The sequence below is a fragment of the Caballeronia sp. M23-90 genome, from assembly GCF_053574605.1.
The window spans coordinates 1-19,493 of record NZ_JBSIPA010000073.1 but is presented as its reverse complement, the minus strand read 5'-3'; the positions used below and the strand labels follow the sequence as shown (position 1 = coordinate 19,493).

Below are 19,493 nucleotides of genomic sequence, written 5' to 3'. Positions count from 1 at the left end.
CCCGCCGATAGCCCCACCGTTCGTGGCGCTCCCGCCGCAGCCAAAAATCCCGCAGCCCGCGAGCAGCGCCGTAACACCCAGCACCACCACCGCCAGCTTAAGACGACGCCAATTGTCCTTGCGCGCCGATCCCTTTGTATGACTCGTTCTTTCCAACATATGCAACCTGCCTCGCCAACCTTCGCCAGCATAAAACATTTAACGTTTGTTCATGAAACACCGGGCTTGTTCATCTCGATATTCGATACATCGATCTGACAATTCGGCATTCTAACCTTTTACGTTTTTGCGGCGAAAGAGCACACAGCGGGCAGTGACTGGGCGCGAAAAAAAACGTCCGGATACTTACGATTTGGCTCTGCGCCGCATCATCTTCCAGAGCGCGCCGAGCGCTATCGGGACAATTGCAGCGCACACACCGACGATCGCAATCACATTCAGGTATTGACGGATGAACGGAATATTGCCGAAGAAATAACCCAGCAGCACGAGCAGCAAGACCCAAATGGCCGCGCCGAGAATGTTGAAAAACTGGAAGCGCGCAGCGTTCATGGCCGACGCACCCGCCACGAACGGCGCAAACGTCCGCACGATCGGCACGAAGCGCGCAAGCACGATGGTCTTGCCGCCGTGGCGTTCGTAAAAACCGTGCGTCTTTCGCAGCGCTTCCCGATCGAGGAATCGTTCGAGTATGGGTATGTTGGTATCGAAGACCTTGGGGCCGATTGCGCGCCCGATCCAGTAATTCACCGTATTCCCGAGCACGGCAGCGACGAGCAGCAGGACGATCAGGGGAACGAGGTCCATCGATCCGCTTGCAGCAAACGCGCCGCCGATGAACAACAGCGAGTCGCCAGGCAGGAATGGAAACACCACGAGCCCGGTTTCGCAGAACACGATCAGGAACAGGATCGCGTACACCCAGCCGCCGTAATGCTGGATAAACACGCCGAGCGACTTGTCGATGTGGAGGATAAGACTCAGGAATGACAGCAGCGTATCCAAATGGGGCCTCGATCAAGATGGATTTGGCGATGACAACGTGCACGCGCGGTGGCATCGTTGCGAGAAAAACAGTCGCGCCATGATACCGAACTCGTTGCCGGAAAATTCACGAACGGCAGGTTTGGGCACGGCTTTTGGCGTGAATCGGTGCGCTTTCTTGCGCGCGGACCGATTCGCGGCACAGGGCTATATGGAGACTGGCTGGCCCCGAAATCGTTCACGGACGCGAGGCTTTATAATTTGAGCATGACCGACACCATCGATTCATCCGACGCGATTTTCTCCGACGCAATGTCGTCCGAACCCGCCGCCACGCGCTTTCTGCGCGCCATCCAGCCCCTGCCCGACCAGTTGATCAGCCAGATCGCGGCCGGCGAAGTGGTCGAACGCCCCGCGTCCGTGGTGAAGGAATTGCTCGAAAACGCGCTCGACGCCGGCGCGACGAGCCTGCGAATCACGCTGGACGAAGGCGGCGTGAAGCGGATCGTGATTGTCGACGATGGTTGCGGCATTCCCCCGGACGAACTCCCGCTTGCGTTGTTGCGCCACGCCACCAGCAAGATCCGCTCGCTCGCCGAGCTGGAAGCCGTGGCGTCGCTCGGGTTTCGCGGGGAGGCGATTGCATCGATCGCATCGGTTTCCGAGCTGTTCATCACCAGCCGCACGGCCACGTGCCCGCATGCCACACGCATCGATGCCCAGACCGGCGCGATCTCGCCGGCAGCCGGCACTACCGGGACGACGATGGAAGTGCGCGAGCTGTATTTCAACACGCCCGCGCGCCGCAAATTCCTGAAGAGCGAGCAGACCGAACTCGGACATTGCCTCGAAGTGATCCGGCGCGTGGCGCTGGCGCGGCCGGATGTGGCGATATCGGTGATACATAACGGCAAGGCCGTCGAGCACTGGAATGCGTCCGATCCGGCGACGCGCGTGGCCAAGATTCTCGGCGAGGTGTTCGCGACAGCGCACCTTCCCCTCGATGAACGCGCCGGACCGCTCGCCGTATATGGCTGCGCCGGGTTGCCGACCGCGAGCCGCGGCCGCGCCGACCAGCAATACTTCTTCGTCAACGGCCGCTTCGTGCGCGACAAGCTGCTCACGCACGCCGTGCGCGCCGCGTATGAGGACGTGCTGCACGGCAACCGGTATCCGTCGTACGTGCTGTTTCTCGATTTGCCGCCGGAAAGCGTAGATGTGAACGTGCATCCATCGAAGATCGAAGTGCGTTTTCGCGATTCGCGTTCCATACACCAATACGTATTTCATGCGGTGCAGCGGGCGTTGGCACGCAATGCCAGAGCGTCGCCGGAAACGACGGCGGGCGGACATGCCGCGCAGTTGCAGCCTACGGGGCTTGCGTCGTTCAGCGCGCGGCCTTATGCGGGATCGGGTGAATTTCAGGCGACGCCAAAGGCGGAGAACGGCACGAACTGGTTGCGGCAATCGCGAATGACGCAGGGCAACCTGCCCGTCGCGCAACCGCTGGCGCTGTATGACGCGTTGTTCGGGCGCAGGGATATTGGCGCGGGGACGCCTGACGGGACCACTTCGCTGGCGTCGTCGGAGCGCTATTCGCCGACAGAACCCAGCGCGCCGATTTATGCCGAGATGCCCGGCGCACCGAATCTGGCCTTCGATGAACAGCCGCTCGGCTTCGCGCTCGGCCAGATCCACGGCATCTATGTGCTCGCACAGAACGCGCAGGGCTTGATCATCGTGGATATGCATGCAGCCCACGAGCGCATTCTTTACGAGCAGTTTAAAAACTCGCTCGCTGACCGGGCGATCGCGGTTCAGCCGCTGCTGATCCCGGTGACGATGACCGTCGATGCCGTCGAGATGGGCGTTGTCGAAGAAGAGCGCGAAGTGCTGGACGCACTCGGCTTTGACCTCGCGATTCTGTCGCCGGGATCGATTGCGATTCGCGCCGTTCCAGCGTTGCTCAAAGACGCCGATCTGCAGTCGCTGGCGCGAGCCGTCATAGCGGATCTGCAGGCTTATGGCGGCTCGCGCGTGCTCACCGAGCGGCAACACGAATTGCTCGGCACGCTCGCTTGTCATCACGCAGTGCGCGCGAATCGGCGTCTGACACTCGATGAGATGAACGGCCTGCTGCGCCAGATGGAAGCCACCGAGCGCGGAGATCAATGCAATCACGGCCGACCTACGTGGTTTCAACTGACGCTCGGCGATCTCGATCGACTCTTCATGCGCGGTCAATGAACGCGCCGAAAGTTGCCTGTTTGTTAGGGCCGACGGCATCGGGAAAAACCGCTGCCGCGCTTGCGTTCGCGCAGCGCTTTCCGGTGGAGATCATCAGCGTGGATTCGGCGCTGGTTTATCGCGGGATGGATATCGGCACCGCAAAGCCGACCGAAGAAGAACGCGCGATTGCGCCGCATCATTTGATCGATATCATCGATCCGACCGGGGCTTACTCTGCAGCACAGTTTCGGAACGATGCTCTGAGGCTGGTGGCGGAGATCGAAGCCCGTGGACGCATTCCGCTATTGGTCGGCGGCACCATGCTGTACTACATGGCGTTGACGCGCGGATTGAACGAACTGCCCGAAGCAAATACGGAAGTGCGTGCGGCACTCGATGAAGAAGCCATGCGCGATGGCTGGCCTGCGTTGCATGCGCAATTGGCGGTGGTCGATCCTGAGACCGCGGCGCGATTGGCGCCCAATGATTCGCAGCGGATTCAGCGCGCGCTCGAAGTGTTCATGCTGAGCGGCAGGGCTTTATCCGCGATATTGAAAGACCCGAAGAAGAGCCAGGACGGCGAACCGGAGTTCGTGCCGATTGCGCTGGAGCCATCGGATAGAAGCGTGCTGCATAAGCGCATCGAGAAGCGGTTCGATTCGATGCTTGAAGGTGGGTTTGTCGAAGAGGTGGAGCGGCTTCGGGCGCGGGGGGATTTATCGCCGGCGATGCCATCCATGCGATGCGTAGGGTATCGGCAAGCCTGGGAATATCTGGATGGGTTGGTCGACTACACGACCATGCGCGATAAAGGCGTGTTCGCCACACGGCAGTTGTGCAAGAGGCAGTTGACGTGGTTGAGGGGGATCGAGGGGCGGCGGGTTGTTGACTGCGCCCGCGATGATGCGATGGCAATGGCTGTGGATGAGATTGAGCGGGTGCTTCGGATCTAGCGTGATTCAGCGTGCAATGCGGACATCCGAGGTCGTGGTACTGGATTCATCATCTTTAGTGCGACGCTTGTCGGCCAGTTTGGGGCTCGCGTCGCGAGATCAAACGCCCGTTTCGCCCCGGAAAGAGCGATGCAAAAATCAGGACTTCCCGATTTCATGACCAGAGCCGAACTCGAGGCGGAAAACGCACGCCTGCGTGCAGCGTTGATGGAAGCGGGCATCGATCCGGACCACGTTGCGGATCGGCAGGTGCAGCGGAATCCACAGCCTTTATTAAACACGTCTGTCAGCCAGTCAAAGATTGATGACGCCGCGCTAGCCAGTCGCGAGGCACGGCACCGCGCCGTTTTCGAGAGCGCGGCGGACTTTGCCATCATCGTTACGGACCCGCGGGGGATCGTGACCGACTGGAATCCTGGTGCCCAACGTCTGCTCGGCTGGACCGCCGAGGAGATGCAGGCTCACGGCGCCGAGCGGATTTTCACGCCTGAAGACCGAGCTGAAGGCCGCGTCCAACGGGAAATGCAGCGAGCGCTTCAGGACGGACGCGCTGCGGACGATCGCTGGCACCTTCGCAAAAGCGGAGAACGGTTCTGGGCATCGGGCGAGATGATGCCGCTGTTAAATGATGACGGAGAGCGTCTTGGCTTCGTGAAGATTCTGCGGGACCGCACAGAGGAGCATCTCGCTGGTGCTGCCCTGCAGAAGGCTCAAGAGCGTTTTGAGACGATTCTTGAGACGATCGAGGCGGCCTTCGCTATCGTCGAGGTCAAGTTCGATGCCGACGACCACCCCATTGACTATCGCTTTCTTGAAGCCAACCCGGCTTTCGAGCGTCAGGCCGGGGTGAACCTTCGCGGCAAATGGGTGACGGAGTTTGCACCGAACCTGGAGCCATTCTGGTTCGAGACATATGGGCACGTAGCCAAGACGGGCGAGCCAACCATCTTCGAAAACTACGCCGAAGCTTTCCAGCGCTGGTTTGACGTGCGGGCCGTGCGCGTCGGAGACCCTGCTGACCGTCAGATCGCGATCCTCTTCAACGATGTAACCGCGCGCCGGGAGGCAGATCAGCGTCTACGTGTCAGCGAAGCGTTGGCCCGCCAGAACGCGGAACGCGTGCAACTCGCCCTCGCCGCTGGTGCGATCATCGGTACCTGGCACTGGGACTTGCTTAACGACCGGTTCAAGGTCGACGAGGCCTTTGCCCGGGCGTTTGGTCTCGATCCCGCGCTTGGCCGCGATGGCATTCCGCTCGCCCAGATCATCGCAAACGTCCACCCCGACGACCAAGGCGGTTTAGCCGGTGCGATCAATGAGGCAATCGCTCGCGGTGGCCACTATGCCCACCAGTACCGGGTCCGTCGTGTTGATGGGAACTACTACTGGATCGAGGCGAACGGGCGCGTCGATCTCGGGCCGGACGGCACCCCGCTCAGCTTTCCGGGCGTTGTCATCGATGTCGAGGCACGGCGCAACATTGAAGACGAGCGCGATCGCGCCATTGCGGCGCTGCGCTTTCTCAACGAGAACCTCGAGCAGCGTGTTGCGGAACGCTCCGCGGAGTTAATGCAAGCCGAAGAAAAGTTGCGTCAGTCCCAGAAGATGGAAGCGGTCGGCCAGCTCACCGGCGGCCTTGCACACGACTTCAATAACCTGCTCGCCGGCATCTCGGGCGCCCTGGAGCTGATGAGGCTACGGATTGCCCAAGGCCGGGTGACGGATCTCGACAGGTACATGGTCGCGGCGAAAGGCGCGACCGAACGCGCCGCCGCACTCACCCATCGCCTGCTGGCCTTTTCGCGACGCCAGACGCTCGATCCGCGTCCGACCAATGTCGACATGCTGGTGAACGGGATGACAGAGCTCATCCGGCGCACGGTGGGGCCTAGCATCACCATCGAGACCATGAGAGCGCCGGAGCTGTGGCCGGCGCTTGTCGATGCGAGCCAGCTTGAAAACGCGCTGTTGAACCTGTGCATCAACGCTCGCGATGCCATGCCCGAAGGTGGGCGCATCATCATCGAGACGGCCAACCGGTCTCTCGACCGGCAGGCGGCCCGAGCGTACGACATTCCTGAGGGGCAATACCTTACCCTCAGCGTCAGCGATACCGGCATCGGCATGACGCCGGAAGTGATGGCCCGTGTGTTTGAACCGTTTTTCACCACGAAGCCGATCGGCCAGGGAACCGGCCTTGGCCTTTCGATGATCTATGGCTTCGCGCAGCAGTCCGGTGGCCTGGTGCGTCTTCATTCAAACGTTGGGCAAGGCACGACGGTTCGGCTTTATCTGCCGCGTCATACAGGCGTCGTGGCCGGCGGTGCGGAAGTGGCGAGCAAGGTGCCGGCCGCCTTCGCGCACGATGGCGAGACTGTGCTTGTGGTGGACGACGAAGCGACCGTGCGTATGCTGGTTGCCGATGTACTTACGGAACTCGGCTATGCCGTGGTCGAGGCCGCGGATGGCGTCGCAGGTCTCAAGGCGCTGCGATCTAACGGGGATATCGACCTTATCATTACCGATGTCGGCCTGCCCGGCGGCATGAACGGGCGTCAAATGGCGGACGCGGCTCAAGCGTTGCGACCTGATGTGAAAACATTGTTTATTACGGGGTATGCGGAGGCCGCCGTTATTGGTGACGAGGCACTTGGGCCGGGAATGAAGATACTGACCAAGCCGTTTTCTATCGATGCACTGGCGGCGCGGGTGCGGGAGTTGATGGAGGGGTGAGGCGGGCGAGGCAGGGGCGTTGGATCATACGGTAAGGCTTCTTACTCTGTCGCGGCCGCCTGAAAAAGAATTAGGAGGCTGAAGCGCCCGTCGGGCTTCGGGCGCGCACGACGTATCGCCGCAATGCCATGCATGCAATGCGCGGGTAACGGCAAGCCTCGGGATATCTCGAAGGGGTGGTCGACGACAAGACCTTGCGCGATAAAGCGTATTTGCTACGCGGCAGCTATGCGAGAGGCACTTGACGGGGATTGAGAGGCGAAGACTTGTTGATCGTGCGTGGGATGGGGCGGATAACGATGACGGCTGCGGGTGGTTCGAATCTACCTTTCTAGACACGGTCCAATGGCGCACACCTAACACCGCCAACGCGTAGTTTTGGCGCATATCGGCCTAAGCTGCCGGTCAAGGTCAACATCCAGTTTAAGAAGCCAAGGTCTCGTCCGCCACCGCTGAATGGCCGGTTTCCGGCGAGTAAATTGCCGGGTGTACTGCCTCAACCCGGCCAGTTTCGGCCCTTCACAAGTGGCGTCAATTGGACACTTGAATGTCCTTTATGCCGTCCGTTAGTGCCATTCGTGTAACCATCTTTTCGCGGGTCACTTCGTCACCGACCGGCCTGATAATAGGGTTATCCGTATTCAGAATCCGCACGGTCTGCTCGCCGATGATCTGATTCGCAATATTCCGCAAAAGCCGTGTAGAGGGCGACGGCCATGCTCGCCAGCCGAACATCTGCCCGGATTCATCTATGCCTGGCCTGTCGATTATTCTCGGTTGAAGCCATAGCGGCTTCCGCCCACTGCTGCGATATTCGGTCCCACAAAGCTCGGTTTGATCCTTTGACTAGTGGCCCAGGGTGTGCGGATTTAAGGATGCAAAGATTGAGCTGATAAATAACTGGTTCTGCTTTTTGGGCCTTGTTTCCCACGAGAACAACAGTATGGACCCGCGGTAAAAACTGAAGCAGGTCGCGAAGTTCCTTGACACCGGCGTCGACTTCGCCCGGTGCAATCTTGCGTTGTCCATTCCAGCCGGGGATGATGTTCCAGAGTACGACACGCTTGCGATCGATGCGAGCTTCCCGCATGAAGGAGAAAGTTGCCTCCGCCGTCGGATCGTCGTTATCGCGGGAGATGAAACCCGAGCCTTTCCGCATGTGCGTCGGCGACGTCATGGGACCCGGCTTCTCGAGCAGGAACAGCAGTTCTGCTTCGATGCCGCCGTCAAGCGGGTCGAAGTCTGGAAACTCCCAGCTCGGGTGTCGGTTGCGCAGTCGGACCACATACTGAGTTAGCGGGGCAATGTGCGGGTCGTTAAGTCTCGCCTGCCGAGCCTCAATCGCGGTGGGATCGCGCAACGTCCGCGGGCCTTCAGGCATCGCTGTGGAAACAGGTTGACGAACTTTATCGCCGGTCGCTTCTTCGATATGTCGGCGGTGTGGTGCGTGCACCGCGTCGACTGTCTCTCCATTATTCGGAGGCAATGTGGCTTGCGCATAAAAATAGGCTGCCTCGCGAACTTGAGCGTAGTCGTTGACGTACCAGTAGGGCTCTCGGCTCACATGGGGGTGGTTGTAGCCTTGGCGTTTTCCGCCTGTCAAGCGCTCCATAAAGGCTTCCATTCTGGCGACGAGAGAATTGCCAGAAAGCGCGATCATGTAGCGTCCGCTCGCGGGCTTGATATAAAGCCGCTCTCCTTTGGGGCCTGTAAGGCTTATGTTTTTAACGGAGATTTCTTGCTGGTACGGCTCGATGAGTGGAGTGCCTAATGCCGCGTTTAATTCGTCCGCGAGTGCCCACACCTCTTCTTTAACCCTGGCTGCGTCCAACCTCAACCTCCAAATGGTAATCGCCGCGATGGCGACAACATCGGTACATGATATCAAGGGCGTTGTGTTCACCCCCAGTCAGCGGGGACTCGATGAATGGCTGTTTTACCTCGATAGCTGCCCGTCGCGACGTCCCAACAACAGGCACTGTTAAGTGCTTAAGAACCGACCGCATTAATCGCATCCCGCGTCCGCTTCGCCGCCTCCCCCGCAGCATCAGCGAAATCCTCGCCTTTCCCTGCATAGATAATCGCCCGCGAAGAATTGATCAGCATCCCTGCATTCCCGGACTTAACCCGTCCCGCCCGAACCGTAGCCTCGACATCCCCGCCTTGAGCGCCGATCCCAGGAATCAGCAACGGCATATCCCCAACAATCGCCCGAACGACCTCAATCTCCTTCGGAAAAGTCGCGCCCACGACCAACCCCAACTCCCCGCTCCCATTCCACTTCTCAGCCGCCAGCCTTGCAACAACCTGATACAACGGCGTCCCATCGACATTAAGAAACTGCAGATCCGATCCCCCCGCATTGGACGTCCGGCAAAGCACGATCACGCCCTTCCCTTCATGTTCCAGATACGGCTGAACAGAATCAAACCCCATATAAGGATTAACGGTAACCGCATCAGCTTGATACCGATCAAAAGCCTCAATCGCATACTGCTCGGCCGTACTCCCAATATCCCCGCGCTTAGCATCCAAAATAACCGGCAACCCCGGATGTCGCTCATGAATATGCGCGATCAACTGCTCGAGCTGATCCTCCGCCCGATGCGCCGAAAAGTAAGCAATCTGCGGCTTGAAGGAACAAACAAACGGCGCCGTAGCATCGACGATTTCACGGCAAAAATCGAAGATCGAATCGGCGCGGCCGTTGAACGCGCCCGGGAACCTTGAAGGCTCCGGATCGAGCCCGACGCAAAGCATTGACTGGGTGCGCGACCACGCGGCGTTGAGCGATTCGATGAAAGACATGGGTATCCGTAAGCGAGAGCGCAGATTAAGCGATCCCGCATTTTACCGCGCGAGCCAAAGCCGCCAAATGACAGTTATCGAACCACCGCCGCCGTCTTCCGCGCTTTCTGCCCCGCAGGCTGCTTCGGCCTTCCGCGCCGCTCGGCTTCTCCCGACCGCTCGACCGTAAAGCTGAACTCACGCGAGAGACTTTCGCCCGGCGCGAGAACCGTCATCCCGTTCGCCTCGCCGCCGCCTGGCAGATTGACCGCGTTGATCGGATGATCGACGGGTTCAAAGCAGAAAAAGTCCTTCCCGGCCGGCGCGTAGAGCACGTAGTAATCGGTATCGGCGGAAATGGTGAGCGACAAACCCCGCGTCGGCCACATCACGCTCGTGCGCCCGCTCCATCCGGTGAACGCGTTGTTGATCATGGCCGTAGGCATGGGGTACGCCACGCCGAATTGCCACGCGGGCGGCGCCGGAACGTGGCGCACGGGCAGGAAGTCATCGCCGCAAAGCCAGAGGCCATCGGCGGCGGCGGACAATTCGGTATCGGCTTCGCGAGTCAGGAACGGATGCAGACCGAGCCCGAAAGGCAACTTCTCGCGCCCGGTGTTTTCAATCGATAACGTCACCACCAGCGTCGCACCTTCGAGCATGAACGACTGGCTCGCCTTGTACGAATACGGCTTGCCGTTGCGCCGGTCGAGCGTGAGACGCACGTGCGTGGAACTCTCCGATGCCACATCCCACGCGCCAAGCCACCCATCGCCGTGAAGGGGCAAGGGTTCGCCGGGACGGTTGCACGGGACATCGATACCGCGCCCCAGAAACTGGAACCGCCCTCCACCAATACGATTCGAATACGGCAGCAGCGGATAACACGCGAGTTCGTTGGGATCGGTGGCGGCGCTGGGTTCGAGGCACGGCCGGAAGATGGGCACGAGCGTGCCTTCGCTGCGCCAGTCGAAGCGCGTGATGCCCCCGCCAAGCGCTGGTGCGATATCCAGTCGCAACTGCGCGTTGGCGAGCGTGATGCAGCCATCGCGGCCGGCGCCGCCCATCGCTACAACGGATGTCGACGGACCCGGCCGGATCGGCGGTTCAGTTGCAGCAGCGAGTTTGGATCGGCGGGTGGGCGCGGCGGGACGAGGCGCAACAGGCGGGCTTTTAGGGCTGGATGCGGAACGGGCAACGGTCATGTCCAAGTCTCCGAGAGGCGAACGTTCCCGCGATCCTGGCGCGAAGCCCCAGCATGCCCGGGAGTTTGCGGGCAGCGCGTCGTGCGCGCCGCCTCAGTTTTTTTGCATCGTGGTGCTGCAAGGCGATCGTCGAAACAATCGACGGCCTTCAGTTTCCGCGAAACACCGGTTCCGCGATACCCCTTGCCGCCGGCGTCGCTATAAATACCCCGCCCGCACGCAAGTCGTTCTGCAGCGCGGCATGGTCAAGGCCAATCCGCGCGCTCGTTATGTACAGCGTGCCGAGTTGCGGCCCGCCGAACGCGACGCAACTTGGCTGAGTGGTAGGCACATCGACGCGCGCCGTTTCCCGGCCATCGGCGCCATACCGCACCACCCGCGCGCCGCCCCATTGGGCATTCCACAAACCACCATCGCGATCGATGGTCGATCCATCCGGCTCGCCGGTAGCATCGGTAAGTTCGGTGAACACGCGCTGGTTCTCGAACGAATCGTAATCGTAATCGCAGGCGCGGATCTGGCGCGTCGGGGAATCGCAGTAATACATGGTCGATCCGTCCGGGCTGAATGCAATGCTGTTTGGAATTGCGGCATCGCCGAGCGGCAAACGCTCCAGCGACAAATCCAGATTCAGCCGATAAAACCCGCCCACCTTTTCTGCGTTTGCTACATCGTGCTTGGTGCCGAAGACCAAGCGGCCCTGGCGGTCGCATCGGCCATCGTTCAAACGCGTCGGCAAGCCGTCTTCAACCGACATGATGGTTTCGATTACACCGGTCCGCAAATCGAAAAACGCCAGGCGCGATGCCAGGCCGAGCAACAGCGAATCGGGATCTGAGCACAACGCGAAACACGCCAGGCGCTCCGGCATCTCGAAGCACTCGCGGCGCGCATCACGCGGATCGTAGCGCCACAAACGCTTGCCTTCAATGTCCGTCCAGTAGAACCGTCCGCTCGCGGCGCACCACGTCGCGCCCTCGCCAAGCGCGCTTTTGCTGTCGATCAACAATTGCGCCTTCACGCCCAGCCTCCGTCGATCACGACTTCCTGCGCGGTCATCATGCGGCTGTCGTCAGCAGCGAGGAACAACGCGGCGCGGGCGAGATGCTCGGGCAGCAGTTCTGCATCGATACATTGCCCTTCCTTGATCGCACGCTTTCCGGCGTCATCGAGCCACAGGCGCTTCTGCTTGTCCGTCATCACCCAGCCCGGCACGAGCGAATTCACGCGGATATTGAACGGCCCGAGATCGCGCGCAAGACCGTTCGTCATGCCTTGCACCGCCGCCTTTGCCGTGGTGTAGACCGGGAAACCGCCGTTCTTCAGCATCCAGCTAATCGATCCCAGATTGATGATCGAGCCGCCGCCAAGCTGTTTCATATCGTCTATGACAGCCTGCGCCGCGAAGAACTGATGGCGCACATTCACGGCGATACCCGCGTCATACGACTCGGGCGTCACGTCTTCGATCTTGTGGCGCTTGTCGTTCGCCGCGTTGTTCACGAGCACGCCGACGGGTCCAAGCGTGCTGCGAACATCGGCGATTCCCTGCCGCAACGCAACGATATCCGTCAGGTCCACGCGCAGGAACACGGGCCGGAATTGGCTTTCGTCCAGATCCGCGCCGAGCTGGTCGGCAAGTGCTTCGCCGGCGTTAGTGTCGATATCGAAGAACGCGACCTTCGCGCCCTGATCGAAGAAATGCTCGACGAACGCCGCGCCAATTCCGGTCGCGCCGCCGGTGATCAGCACCACCTTGCCGGCGAGACTCGGATAGCGCGCAAGGGTTTTATCGACTGAACTGGCCATCGTTTTACGAACCCCTAATTAATCGCGTGAGCCGCGGTTCTTCAACTGGTCGAGCAGCACGGCGGCGAGCAGGATCGCGCCGCGAACGAGGTACTGATAGAACGCGTCGATGTTCATCAGGTTCATCACGTTCTCGACCGTACCCATGATCAGCACGCCGATCACCACGCCCGAAATGGTCGCACGGCCGCCAAGCAGCGACACGCCGCCAAGCACGCACGCGGAAATCACGTTGAGCTCGAAGCCATCGGCCGCGTTCGGCTGACCCGACGTAATCCGCGATGCCAGGATCACACCGGCAAGCGCTGCGACCGCGCCCTGGATCAGGAAGATCCAGACACGCGTGCGTTCTACATTGATACCCGCCAGACGTGACGCTTCTGCGTTACCGCCGATTGCGAGCGTATTGCGTCCGTACACGGTCTGGTTCAGCAGCACGCCGAACACAATGAAACACGCCAGCGTGACCCAGATCGGCAGCGAAACGCCGAACATCGTCAATCCGCCGAGCGCGATAAACGTATCCGACGACACGCCGACCGCCTGACCATGCGACACGATAAACCCAAGCCCGCGCACCACTTCCATGGTGGCGAGCGTGGTGATCAGCGCGTTGATCCGCAAGTACGCGATCACTGCGCCATTCACGAAGCCGATCGCCGAACCTGCCGCGACCGCCGCGATGATCGCGATGAACGTATTGCCTGTCGCGTTCAACACCATCGCGCAGAGCACGCCGGCGAACGCGACCGTGGACCCGACCGACAAGTCGAAATCGCGCGATGCCAGACAGAACATCATCGTGCAGGCGACCATGCCGATCTGCGAAATCGACAGCGCGAGCCCGAGCATGTTTTCGATCGAGAAGAAGTGATCGACCGACAGCGACATGGTGATGAACATCACCACGAAGATCACGATCAAGCTGTATTCGGTGATCTGCTGCCACCACTTCTGCTTGTCGTTCTTCGCCGGCACCAGCGTGTTTGCTATGTTTTCCCTGACTTCCATGATGTCCTCCGTCTCCACTTTTCGCTTCAGGCTGCCTGCGCAGTCGTTTCGGTTTGCACAGGCAGCGCAAGATTCAGCACTGATTGTTCGTTCGCTTGTCCGCGCGGCAATTCGCCCGCGATCCGCCCTTGCCGCATCACCACGATCCGGTCCGATACCCCCAGCACCTCGGGCAATTCGGACGAGATCATCACGATCGCGCAACCGCGTTCGGCGAGTTGATAGATGACGTTGTAGATCTCGTGCTTGGCGCCCACGTCAATACCGCGCGTGGGTTCATCGAGGATCACGACCTTCAGTTCCGGCTCGGCGAGCCAGCGCGACAGAATGGCTTTTTGCTGATTGCCGCCAGAGAGGAAGCGGATCTTTTGCTTGCGGCTCGGCGTCTTGATCTTCAGCAACTGGATAAACCGGTCAGCCGTTGCGGCTTCTTTCTTCCGGTCGAGAAACAAACCCGCGTGCAGATAGTGACGCCGGCACGAGATGTTGATGTTCTCGGAAACCGTCGCCATCGCGATGATGCCCTCTTCCTTCCGGTCTTCCGGACACAGCACGATTCCGTGACGGATCGCTTCGCCCGCACTGCGGATCTTGATCGGCTTGCCATCGAGCGCAATCGTGCCAGCCTTCTTGCTGTCCGCGCCGTAGACCAGGTGCATCAGTTCGCTGCGGCCTGCGCCGACCAGCCCGAAGAAGCCGACGATCTCGCCGCGACGCACTTCGAAACTCGTCGGTTCACGCAGCGCGTGGCCTTCAATGTTCTTCACCGAAAAGCGCACGTCGCCGAGCGGCCGCGCCTTGTAATCGTAAATGTCCGCAATCTCGCGGCCGACCATTTCCTGCACGAGCGTATCGCGCGGGACTTCGCCCAGATTCGCGTGCGACGCGATCTTGCGGCCATCGCGGAAAATCGTGCACGTGTCGCACAACTCGTAGATCTCATCCATCCGGTGCGAGATATAGATCAGCGCGCGGTTATCCGCTTTCAGATCGCGCACGAGCTTGAACAGCACTTCCGTCTCGCGATGCGAGAGCGAAGACGTGGGTTCATCGAGCGCAATCACGCGTGCGTTGCGCAGGAGCGCCTTGCAGATTTCCACCATCTGCCGTTGCGCGATGGAAAGCTTCTTCAGCTTCGCGTTCGGATCGAGATCCACGCCCATCTGCCGCAAGCGTTCGCTCACATGCTTTTTCGCTTCGCGCTTGTGCACCCAGCCGAGCGTGCTCGGCAACGCGCCGAGCAACAGGTTCTCGGCCACGGTCAAATCCGGTACGTACTGCAATTCCTGGTGAATCACCGCGATGCCCGCCCCAATCGATGCCGCAGCACTCGAGAACTTGACCTCGTTGCCATCGATCAGGACACGCCCGGAATCGGGTTGATATTCACCGCCCAGCACTTTCAGCAAAGTCGATTTACCCGCGCCGTTCTCGCCCATCAGACCGTGCACTTCGCCGGCGTTGACGTCGAACGACACGCCGTCGAGCGCGCGCACGCCTGGAAAAATCTTGCCGATATTGTCAAAACGCAGCGTCGCTGACACATCGCCTCCTTGGAATTCGAGCGGACCGCGCGGCTTGTGCAACGCGGTCCGTACTACACAGAACTTACTTGGCCGCTTACTTAGCCGATGCGAGGCCCATCTTCTCGCGCACGTCGGCCACGTTGTCACGCGTTGCCAGCATGCCGGTCGTGAGCGTCACGAGCGGCGGTTCCTTGCCGTCCTTGATCCACGTGTAGACCAGTTCCGTCGTTTCTTCGCCATGACGCTTCGGGCTGATGATCACCGTGCCATAGAAGCCGGTCGGGTTCGGTTTCTTGAATTCGTTCAAAGCCGAATCCGAGCCGCCAATACCCACGCCAATCATGTTGTCCGCCTTGAAGCCACGGCCTTCTGCTGCACGCACGGCGCCGAGAACAGCTTCGTCGTTAAGACCGAATGCGACCCAGTGCTTGAACTTCGTGTTTTTCGTCAACGCGATGTTCGCTGCATTGAAGGCGTTTTCCGTATCGGTCTTGGCTTGCGGCGCCATCACGATGTTCGCCTTCGGGAAACCGGCGGCGACCAGCGCTTCGACTGCGCCAGCGGTACGGTCATGCGCCGTCGGAAGTTGCTCATACGTCACGTCGATCGCGCCCACGTCGGCCATGTTCCAGCCGCGCTTCTTGATCTCTGCAGCAATGCCGTCGCCCACTTGCTTGCCGATATTGAACGCCGAAATGCCCATGTAAGGGACCGATTCGATCGGCTTGCCCGATCCGTCGACCAGGCGGTCATCGACCGTCATCATCTTGAGCCCTGCAGCTTTCGCCTTGGCGACAATGCCCGGTCCGAGCTTGACGTCAGGCGTGCAGATCACGAAACCCTGGGCCTTTTGCGCGGCGAGGTTGTCGATCGCGCTCATGACTTTTTCACCCGACGGCGCGCCGATCTTCACCAGCGTGAAGCCCTTGTCCTTGGCGGCCATTTCGGCGAATTTCCATTCGTCCTGGAACCACGGTTCTTCCGGCTGCTTCACGAGAAAGCCGATCTTGACCGGATCAGCGGCCTGCGCGATCGGCGCCGCGAACATGGTGGCGCTTGCAGCCGTAGCCGTGGCAACCAGCGTGATGAACATTCTGCGTTTCATGGTCTGTCTCCTGACTTGAATGTCTAGTTGGTACGAAGGTGTTGGCCGCGTTTTGTTTTCATGACGTCGCACCACGGCCAGTGCGTCATCCGATACTGCTGAATTCGCTTATTTCTCTTTCTTAATCGTGGTACAGCGCCGAGCGCCCGCCATCGACGGTGATGCAACTTGCGTTGATGAACGGCGCTTCATCGGATGCCAGGAACACCGCCGTCATCGCCACTTCTTCCGGCTGGCCGATGCGTTTCATCGGCTGAAGATCGAGCGTTGCCTGTTTCGCTTTTGCCGGATCGGCCTGCTCGTTCCACCAGTCGTGGGTGAGCTGCGTTTCGATATAACCCGGCGCAATTGCATTCACGCGAACCTGCCGCCCCGCGTATTCAATACCCAACGCCCGCGTCAATCCGATCACGCCGTGCTTCGCCACCGGATACGGAAAGCAGCCCGGGATGATCTTGAACGAATGCGTGGACGCAATATTCACGATGCTGCCGCGCCCGCGTTCCACCATGCCCGGCAGTACGGCCCGGCAACCGTTCCAGACGCCATCGAGATCGACGGCGAAGCAGCGGCGCCAGTCGTCGTCGGTCATGGTCAGCGGATCGCAGAACACGTTGATGCCGGCGTTGTTCACGAGCACATCGACGGGACCGAATTTCGCTTCAGCTTCCTTGACCGCGTTTTGCACCGATGCGCTTTGCGTCACGTCCGTCTGCACCGCGAGCACGTTGGCGAGCACGTTTTCAGCGGAGCCGATCCGCTGCGCGGTTTCGCGCGCCAGATCCATATCCAGTTCCGCCAGAACCACAGCCGCGCCTTCGCGCACGAACGCGGCCGCAATCGCAGCGCCGATGCCACGTCCGGCGCCGGTGATCATCGCGACTTTGCCTGCAAGCCGGTTCATTTCTTCTGGCCTCGCGCCACAGCCAATCCATTGATGTATGCCTTCGCATGCGCCAGGGTCGTCGCCGCGCTTTGGCCCGGCTTGTACAACGCCGACCCGAGACCGAATCCGTTCGCGCCCGCGGTGAGAAACGGCCCCATGTTGTCCGGCGCGATACCGCCGACCGGCACGAGCGGAACCTTCGCGGAAATCACCGCGCGCCACGCCTTCACCACGTGCGCGCCGAGTTGCTCGGCGGGAAACATCTTCAGCACATCGGCGCCATTCTTCAGCGCGATAAACGCCTCATTCGGTGTCGCCACGCCCGGGGCGCATGCCAAACCTTGAGACTTTGCAGCACGCACCACATCGCCGTCGCTGTGCGGCATCACGATCAATTCGCCACCGGCCTTTTTCACTTCACCCACGTAATGTGGATGCAAGACCGTTCCCGCGCCAACGATCGCATCGGCGGGAAGCGCCTGACGGATCGCCGCGATGCTGTCGAACGGCTGCGGCGAATTCAGCGGCACTTCGACGATCCGAAAGCCCGCTTCGTACAGCGCGCGGCCATGGTCGGCGGCGTCCGCCGGCGTCACGCCGCGCAGGATCGCGATCAGCGGACATGCGCTGAACGCAGCGGCAAGTCCGGCGTGCGGCGTGTATGGGCCGGGAAGGTTGATATCGATATCGCTCATGTTCTGCTCCTGATTAGTTCGCGCGGGCCGTCGAGCGGATCAGCCCGGCCTGCAGCGCGATTTCGTGCAAGCCGCGTTCGGTGGCATGGGCGACGGTTTGGGCATCGTTGCAACCGAAGCGCGCAAGCGCATGCCGATACCGCTCGCACAGCGCATCGTTGCCGATCAGCCTGAGCGTCTTGCCCGCGAGGTCCGATTGCTCGCGTGCGAGCACTTCGTTGAGGCCGCGCAATTCGTGGCCGATCAGCAGGCCCGAGAGGTAATCGGCCTGCTGTTCGGGCTTGAGTTTTCCGGTCAGGCCCAGCGTGCGCGTGCTGAAGATCGTCGCCAGCATGCCGGCGTGGCCGGCGTCCTTGGCGGTATCGACGCCGCGAATGAACGCCGGCATGTCGTGCTGATCGGCGGCGCGCATCGTGCGGCCGAGGATCGTGTGATCGCGCAGCGCGCCGAAGGTCTCGCCGGTCATGAACGTATAGAAGCGCTCGATCCGTCCCGCCGATACAAACGCCCACTTCGCATGCGTCCCCGGCAAGCCGATCAACTCGCTGTGCGTGGTGTCGCCGGAGAGCGCGCCGAAGATCTGCGTTTCTTCGCCGCGCATCACGTTCGGCAGCGCGCCGTCTTCCAGCACGCCCGGCACGATATGCACCGTGACGCCCTTATTCGTCGTCACGCGCACGATGCCCGCCACCAGCGCTGCGGAATCCGCGGGCGTGGTCACATACGGCGCTTCCACCCAGCCCTGCGCGCTGCCGACCATGCCGGCAGCGATCACCGGAAGTTGCGGGTTGGCGGCTAGCCACGCGCCGCAGGTTTCATCGAAGACGATATCGAAACCGCCTTCCGCCGCCGGGCGCGGCAAATTCATGATCCCCGCCGATGACGCGCGGGTGTCCAGCACCACGCCATGTGCATCGAGGAGATAGGCGCGCAGCGCCGTGGTGCCCCAGTCGAGTGCTATCAGCGCAGCCGTGGATTGGTCGTGGGCAACGCTCATCGTTTGATCCTGCGTGTTGCGGGCTGCGGCACGCGCCAGCCGAGTTCTTGCGATATCGCGCGCGCTTCGCGCTGCACGACGGGAATCAGTTCTTCCATGCGCTCGGTCGGCATGTAGGGGATCGTGCTCGCCACCGAAAGCGCCGCGACGATCGCGCCGGATGCATCGCGCACAGGCGCGGCGACGCAGCGGATGGACGCTTCGTTTTCTTCCAGGTCGAAGGTGAAACCGCCCTGGGCATAGCGCGTCATGCGCTGCACGAAGGTATCCGAATCAGGCTGGTGATCCGGCCGGAAACTCACCTTGGCGAGCACCCGATGCGACGCTTCGAGCAGCGTCGACCACTTTTCGGGTGGCAGGTCGAGCATCATCGCCTTGCCGATGCCGGTGGACGCCATCGGCATGCGGTGACCTACGCGGGAACGCATTTCGAGGCCGCGTGTGCCCGGAATCTTGTCGATGTACAGCACGTCGTCACCATCGCGTACACCGAGGTGGATGGTGTCGTGCGTGTAGTCGGCGAGCACTTGCAGATGCGGCCGCGCCACCGCGGTAAGCGGCATTTGTTCAAGC

Annotated in this window: 16 protein-coding genes; 3 read left to right on the top strand and 13 right to left on the bottom strand. The window is 60.9% G+C overall.

Annotation, left to right across the window (positions count from 1 at the left end; genetic code table 11):
- Positions 1 to 345: 345 nt before the first annotated feature.
- Positions 346 to 1,005: a VTT domain-containing protein gene (locus ACRXB1_RS10430; RefSeq protein ID WP_062000252.1), complete on the bottom strand. Its 660-nt coding sequence runs from the start codon at positions 1,003 to 1,005 to the stop codon at positions 346 to 348.
- Positions 1,006 to 1,296: 291 nt separating this feature from the next.
- Between ACRXB1_RS10430 and mutL the strand changes: the two genes are divergently transcribed.
- From mutL to ACRXB1_RS10415, 3 genes are all read left to right on the top strand, one after another.
- Complete coding sequence (mutL, locus tag ACRXB1_RS10425) at positions 1,297 to 3,231, top strand: DNA mismatch repair endonuclease MutL (RefSeq protein ID WP_449491963.1); 1,935 nt, start codon at positions 1,297 to 1,299, stop codon at positions 3,229 to 3,231.
- Positions 3,228 to 4,166 (top strand): tRNA (adenosine(37)-N6)-dimethylallyltransferase MiaA, encoded by a 939-nt coding sequence (miaA, locus tag ACRXB1_RS10420; protein WP_449491962.1) that lies wholly within the window; start codon positions 3,228 to 3,230, stop codon positions 4,164 to 4,166. Before mutL ends, miaA begins: the two co-directional genes overlap by 4 nt.
- 129 nt (positions 4,167 to 4,295) lie before the next feature.
- A complete protein-coding gene (locus tag ACRXB1_RS10415) occupies positions 4,296 to 6,899 on the top strand; it encodes a PAS domain S-box protein (protein WP_449491961.1) in 2,604 nt (867 codons plus the stop codon).
- A gap of 745 nt (positions 6,900 to 7,644) precedes the next feature.
- Here the strand turns inward: ACRXB1_RS10415 and ACRXB1_RS10410 are convergent.
- The 12 genes from ACRXB1_RS10410 to ACRXB1_RS10355 form a co-directional block, all read right to left on the bottom strand.
- Positions 7,645 to 8,730, bottom strand: a complete 1,086-nt coding sequence (locus ACRXB1_RS10410) for a uracil-DNA glycosylase (RefSeq protein ID WP_449491960.1) — start codon at positions 8,728 to 8,730, stop codon at positions 7,645 to 7,647.
- Between the two features lie 158 nt (positions 8,731 to 8,888).
- Positions 8,889 to 9,707, bottom strand: a complete 819-nt coding sequence (pyrF, locus tag ACRXB1_RS10405) for an orotidine-5'-phosphate decarboxylase (RefSeq protein WP_449491959.1) — start codon at positions 9,705 to 9,707, stop codon at positions 8,889 to 8,891.
- Positions 9,708 to 9,781: 74 nt separating this feature from the next.
- Positions 9,782 to 10,891: an aldose 1-epimerase gene (locus ACRXB1_RS10400; protein ID WP_449491958.1), complete on the bottom strand. Its 1,110-nt coding sequence runs from the start codon at positions 10,889 to 10,891 to the stop codon at positions 9,782 to 9,784.
- A 148-nt stretch (positions 10,892 to 11,039) separates the two neighbouring features.
- Positions 11,040 to 11,912, bottom strand: a complete 873-nt coding sequence (locus tag ACRXB1_RS10395; protein WP_449491957.1) for an SMP-30/gluconolactonase/LRE family protein — start codon at positions 11,910 to 11,912, stop codon at positions 11,040 to 11,042.
- A complete protein-coding gene (locus ACRXB1_RS10390) occupies positions 11,909 to 12,700 on the bottom strand; it encodes an SDR family NAD(P)-dependent oxidoreductase (RefSeq protein WP_449491956.1) in 792 nt (263 codons plus the stop codon). Before ACRXB1_RS10390 ends, ACRXB1_RS10395 begins: the two co-directional genes overlap by 4 nt.
- 18 nt (positions 12,701 to 12,718) lie before the next feature.
- On the bottom strand, positions 12,719 to 13,711 hold the full coding sequence (araH, locus tag ACRXB1_RS10385; RefSeq protein ID WP_056355316.1) for an L-arabinose ABC transporter permease AraH: 993 nt from the start codon (positions 13,709 to 13,711) through the stop codon (positions 12,719 to 12,721).
- A gap of 26 nt (positions 13,712 to 13,737) precedes the next feature.
- Positions 13,738 to 15,255, bottom strand: coding sequence for an L-arabinose ABC transporter ATP-binding protein AraG (araG, locus tag ACRXB1_RS10380; protein WP_449491955.1), 1,518 nt, complete (start codon positions 15,253 to 15,255; stop codon positions 13,738 to 13,740).
- A 76-nt stretch (positions 15,256 to 15,331) separates the two neighbouring features.
- A complete protein-coding gene (locus tag ACRXB1_RS10375) occupies positions 15,332 to 16,342 on the bottom strand; it encodes an arabinose ABC transporter substrate-binding protein (RefSeq protein WP_062000261.1) in 1,011 nt (336 codons plus the stop codon).
- A gap of 121 nt (positions 16,343 to 16,463) precedes the next feature.
- Complete coding sequence (locus ACRXB1_RS10370) at positions 16,464 to 17,246, bottom strand: SDR family oxidoreductase (protein ID WP_449491954.1); 783 nt, start codon at positions 17,244 to 17,246, stop codon at positions 16,464 to 16,466.
- Positions 17,243 to 17,923 carry a 2-dehydro-3-deoxy-6-phosphogalactonate aldolase gene (locus tag ACRXB1_RS10365; RefSeq protein ID WP_062000263.1) on the bottom strand — a complete coding sequence of 227 codons (681 nt, stop codon included), beginning with the start codon at positions 17,921 to 17,923 and terminating at the stop codon, positions 17,243 to 17,245. Before ACRXB1_RS10365 ends, ACRXB1_RS10370 begins: the two co-directional genes overlap by 4 nt.
- A 13-nt stretch (positions 17,924 to 17,936) precedes the next feature.
- Positions 17,937 to 18,920 carry a 2-dehydro-3-deoxygalactonokinase gene (locus ACRXB1_RS10360; RefSeq protein WP_449491953.1) on the bottom strand — a complete coding sequence of 328 codons (984 nt, stop codon included), beginning with the start codon at positions 18,918 to 18,920 and terminating at the stop codon, positions 17,937 to 17,939.
- On the bottom strand, positions 18,917 to 19,493 hold a 577-nt coding region (locus ACRXB1_RS10355; protein WP_449491952.1), incomplete at its 5' end, for an IclR family transcriptional regulator. The genes ACRXB1_RS10360 and ACRXB1_RS10355, both read right to left, overlap by 4 nt.

Coding starts and splice junctions, on each gene's coding strand:
- mutL (WP_449491963.1), top strand. CDS start 1,297: ATGTCGTCCGAACCCGCCGCCACGCGCTTTCTGCGCGCCATCCAGCCC.
- miaA (WP_449491962.1), top strand. CDS start 3,228: ATGAACGCGCCGAAAGTTGCCTGTTTGTTAGGGCCGACGGCATCGGGA.
- ACRXB1_RS10415 (WP_449491961.1), top strand. CDS start 4,296: ATGCAAAAATCAGGACTTCCCGATTTCATGACCAGAGCCGAACTCGAG.
- pyrF (WP_449491959.1), bottom strand. CDS start 9,707: ATGTCTTTCATCGAATCGCTCAACGCCGCGTGGTCGCGCACCCAGTCA.
- ACRXB1_RS10400 (WP_449491958.1), bottom strand. CDS start 10,891: ATGACCGTTGCCCGTTCCGCATCCAGCCCTAAAAGCCCGCCTGTTGCG.
- ACRXB1_RS10390 (WP_449491956.1), bottom strand. CDS start 12,700: ATGGCCAGTTCAGTCGATAAAACCCTTGCGCGCTATCCGAGTCTCGCC.
- araH (WP_056355316.1), bottom strand. CDS start 13,711: ATGGAAGTCAGGGAAAACATAGCAAACACGCTGGTGCCGGCGAAGAAC.
- ACRXB1_RS10375 (WP_062000261.1), bottom strand. CDS start 16,342: ATGAAACGCAGAATGTTCATCACGCTGGTTGCCACGGCTACGGCTGCA.
- ACRXB1_RS10370 (WP_449491954.1), bottom strand. CDS start 17,246: ATGAACCGGCTTGCAGGCAAAGTCGCGATGATCACCGGCGCCGGACGT.
- ACRXB1_RS10365 (WP_062000263.1), bottom strand. CDS start 17,923: ATGAGCGATATCGATATCAACCTTCCCGGCCCATACACGCCGCACGCC.
- ACRXB1_RS10360 (WP_449491953.1), bottom strand. CDS start 18,920: ATGAGCGTTGCCCACGACCAATCCACGGCTGCGCTGATAGCACTCGAC.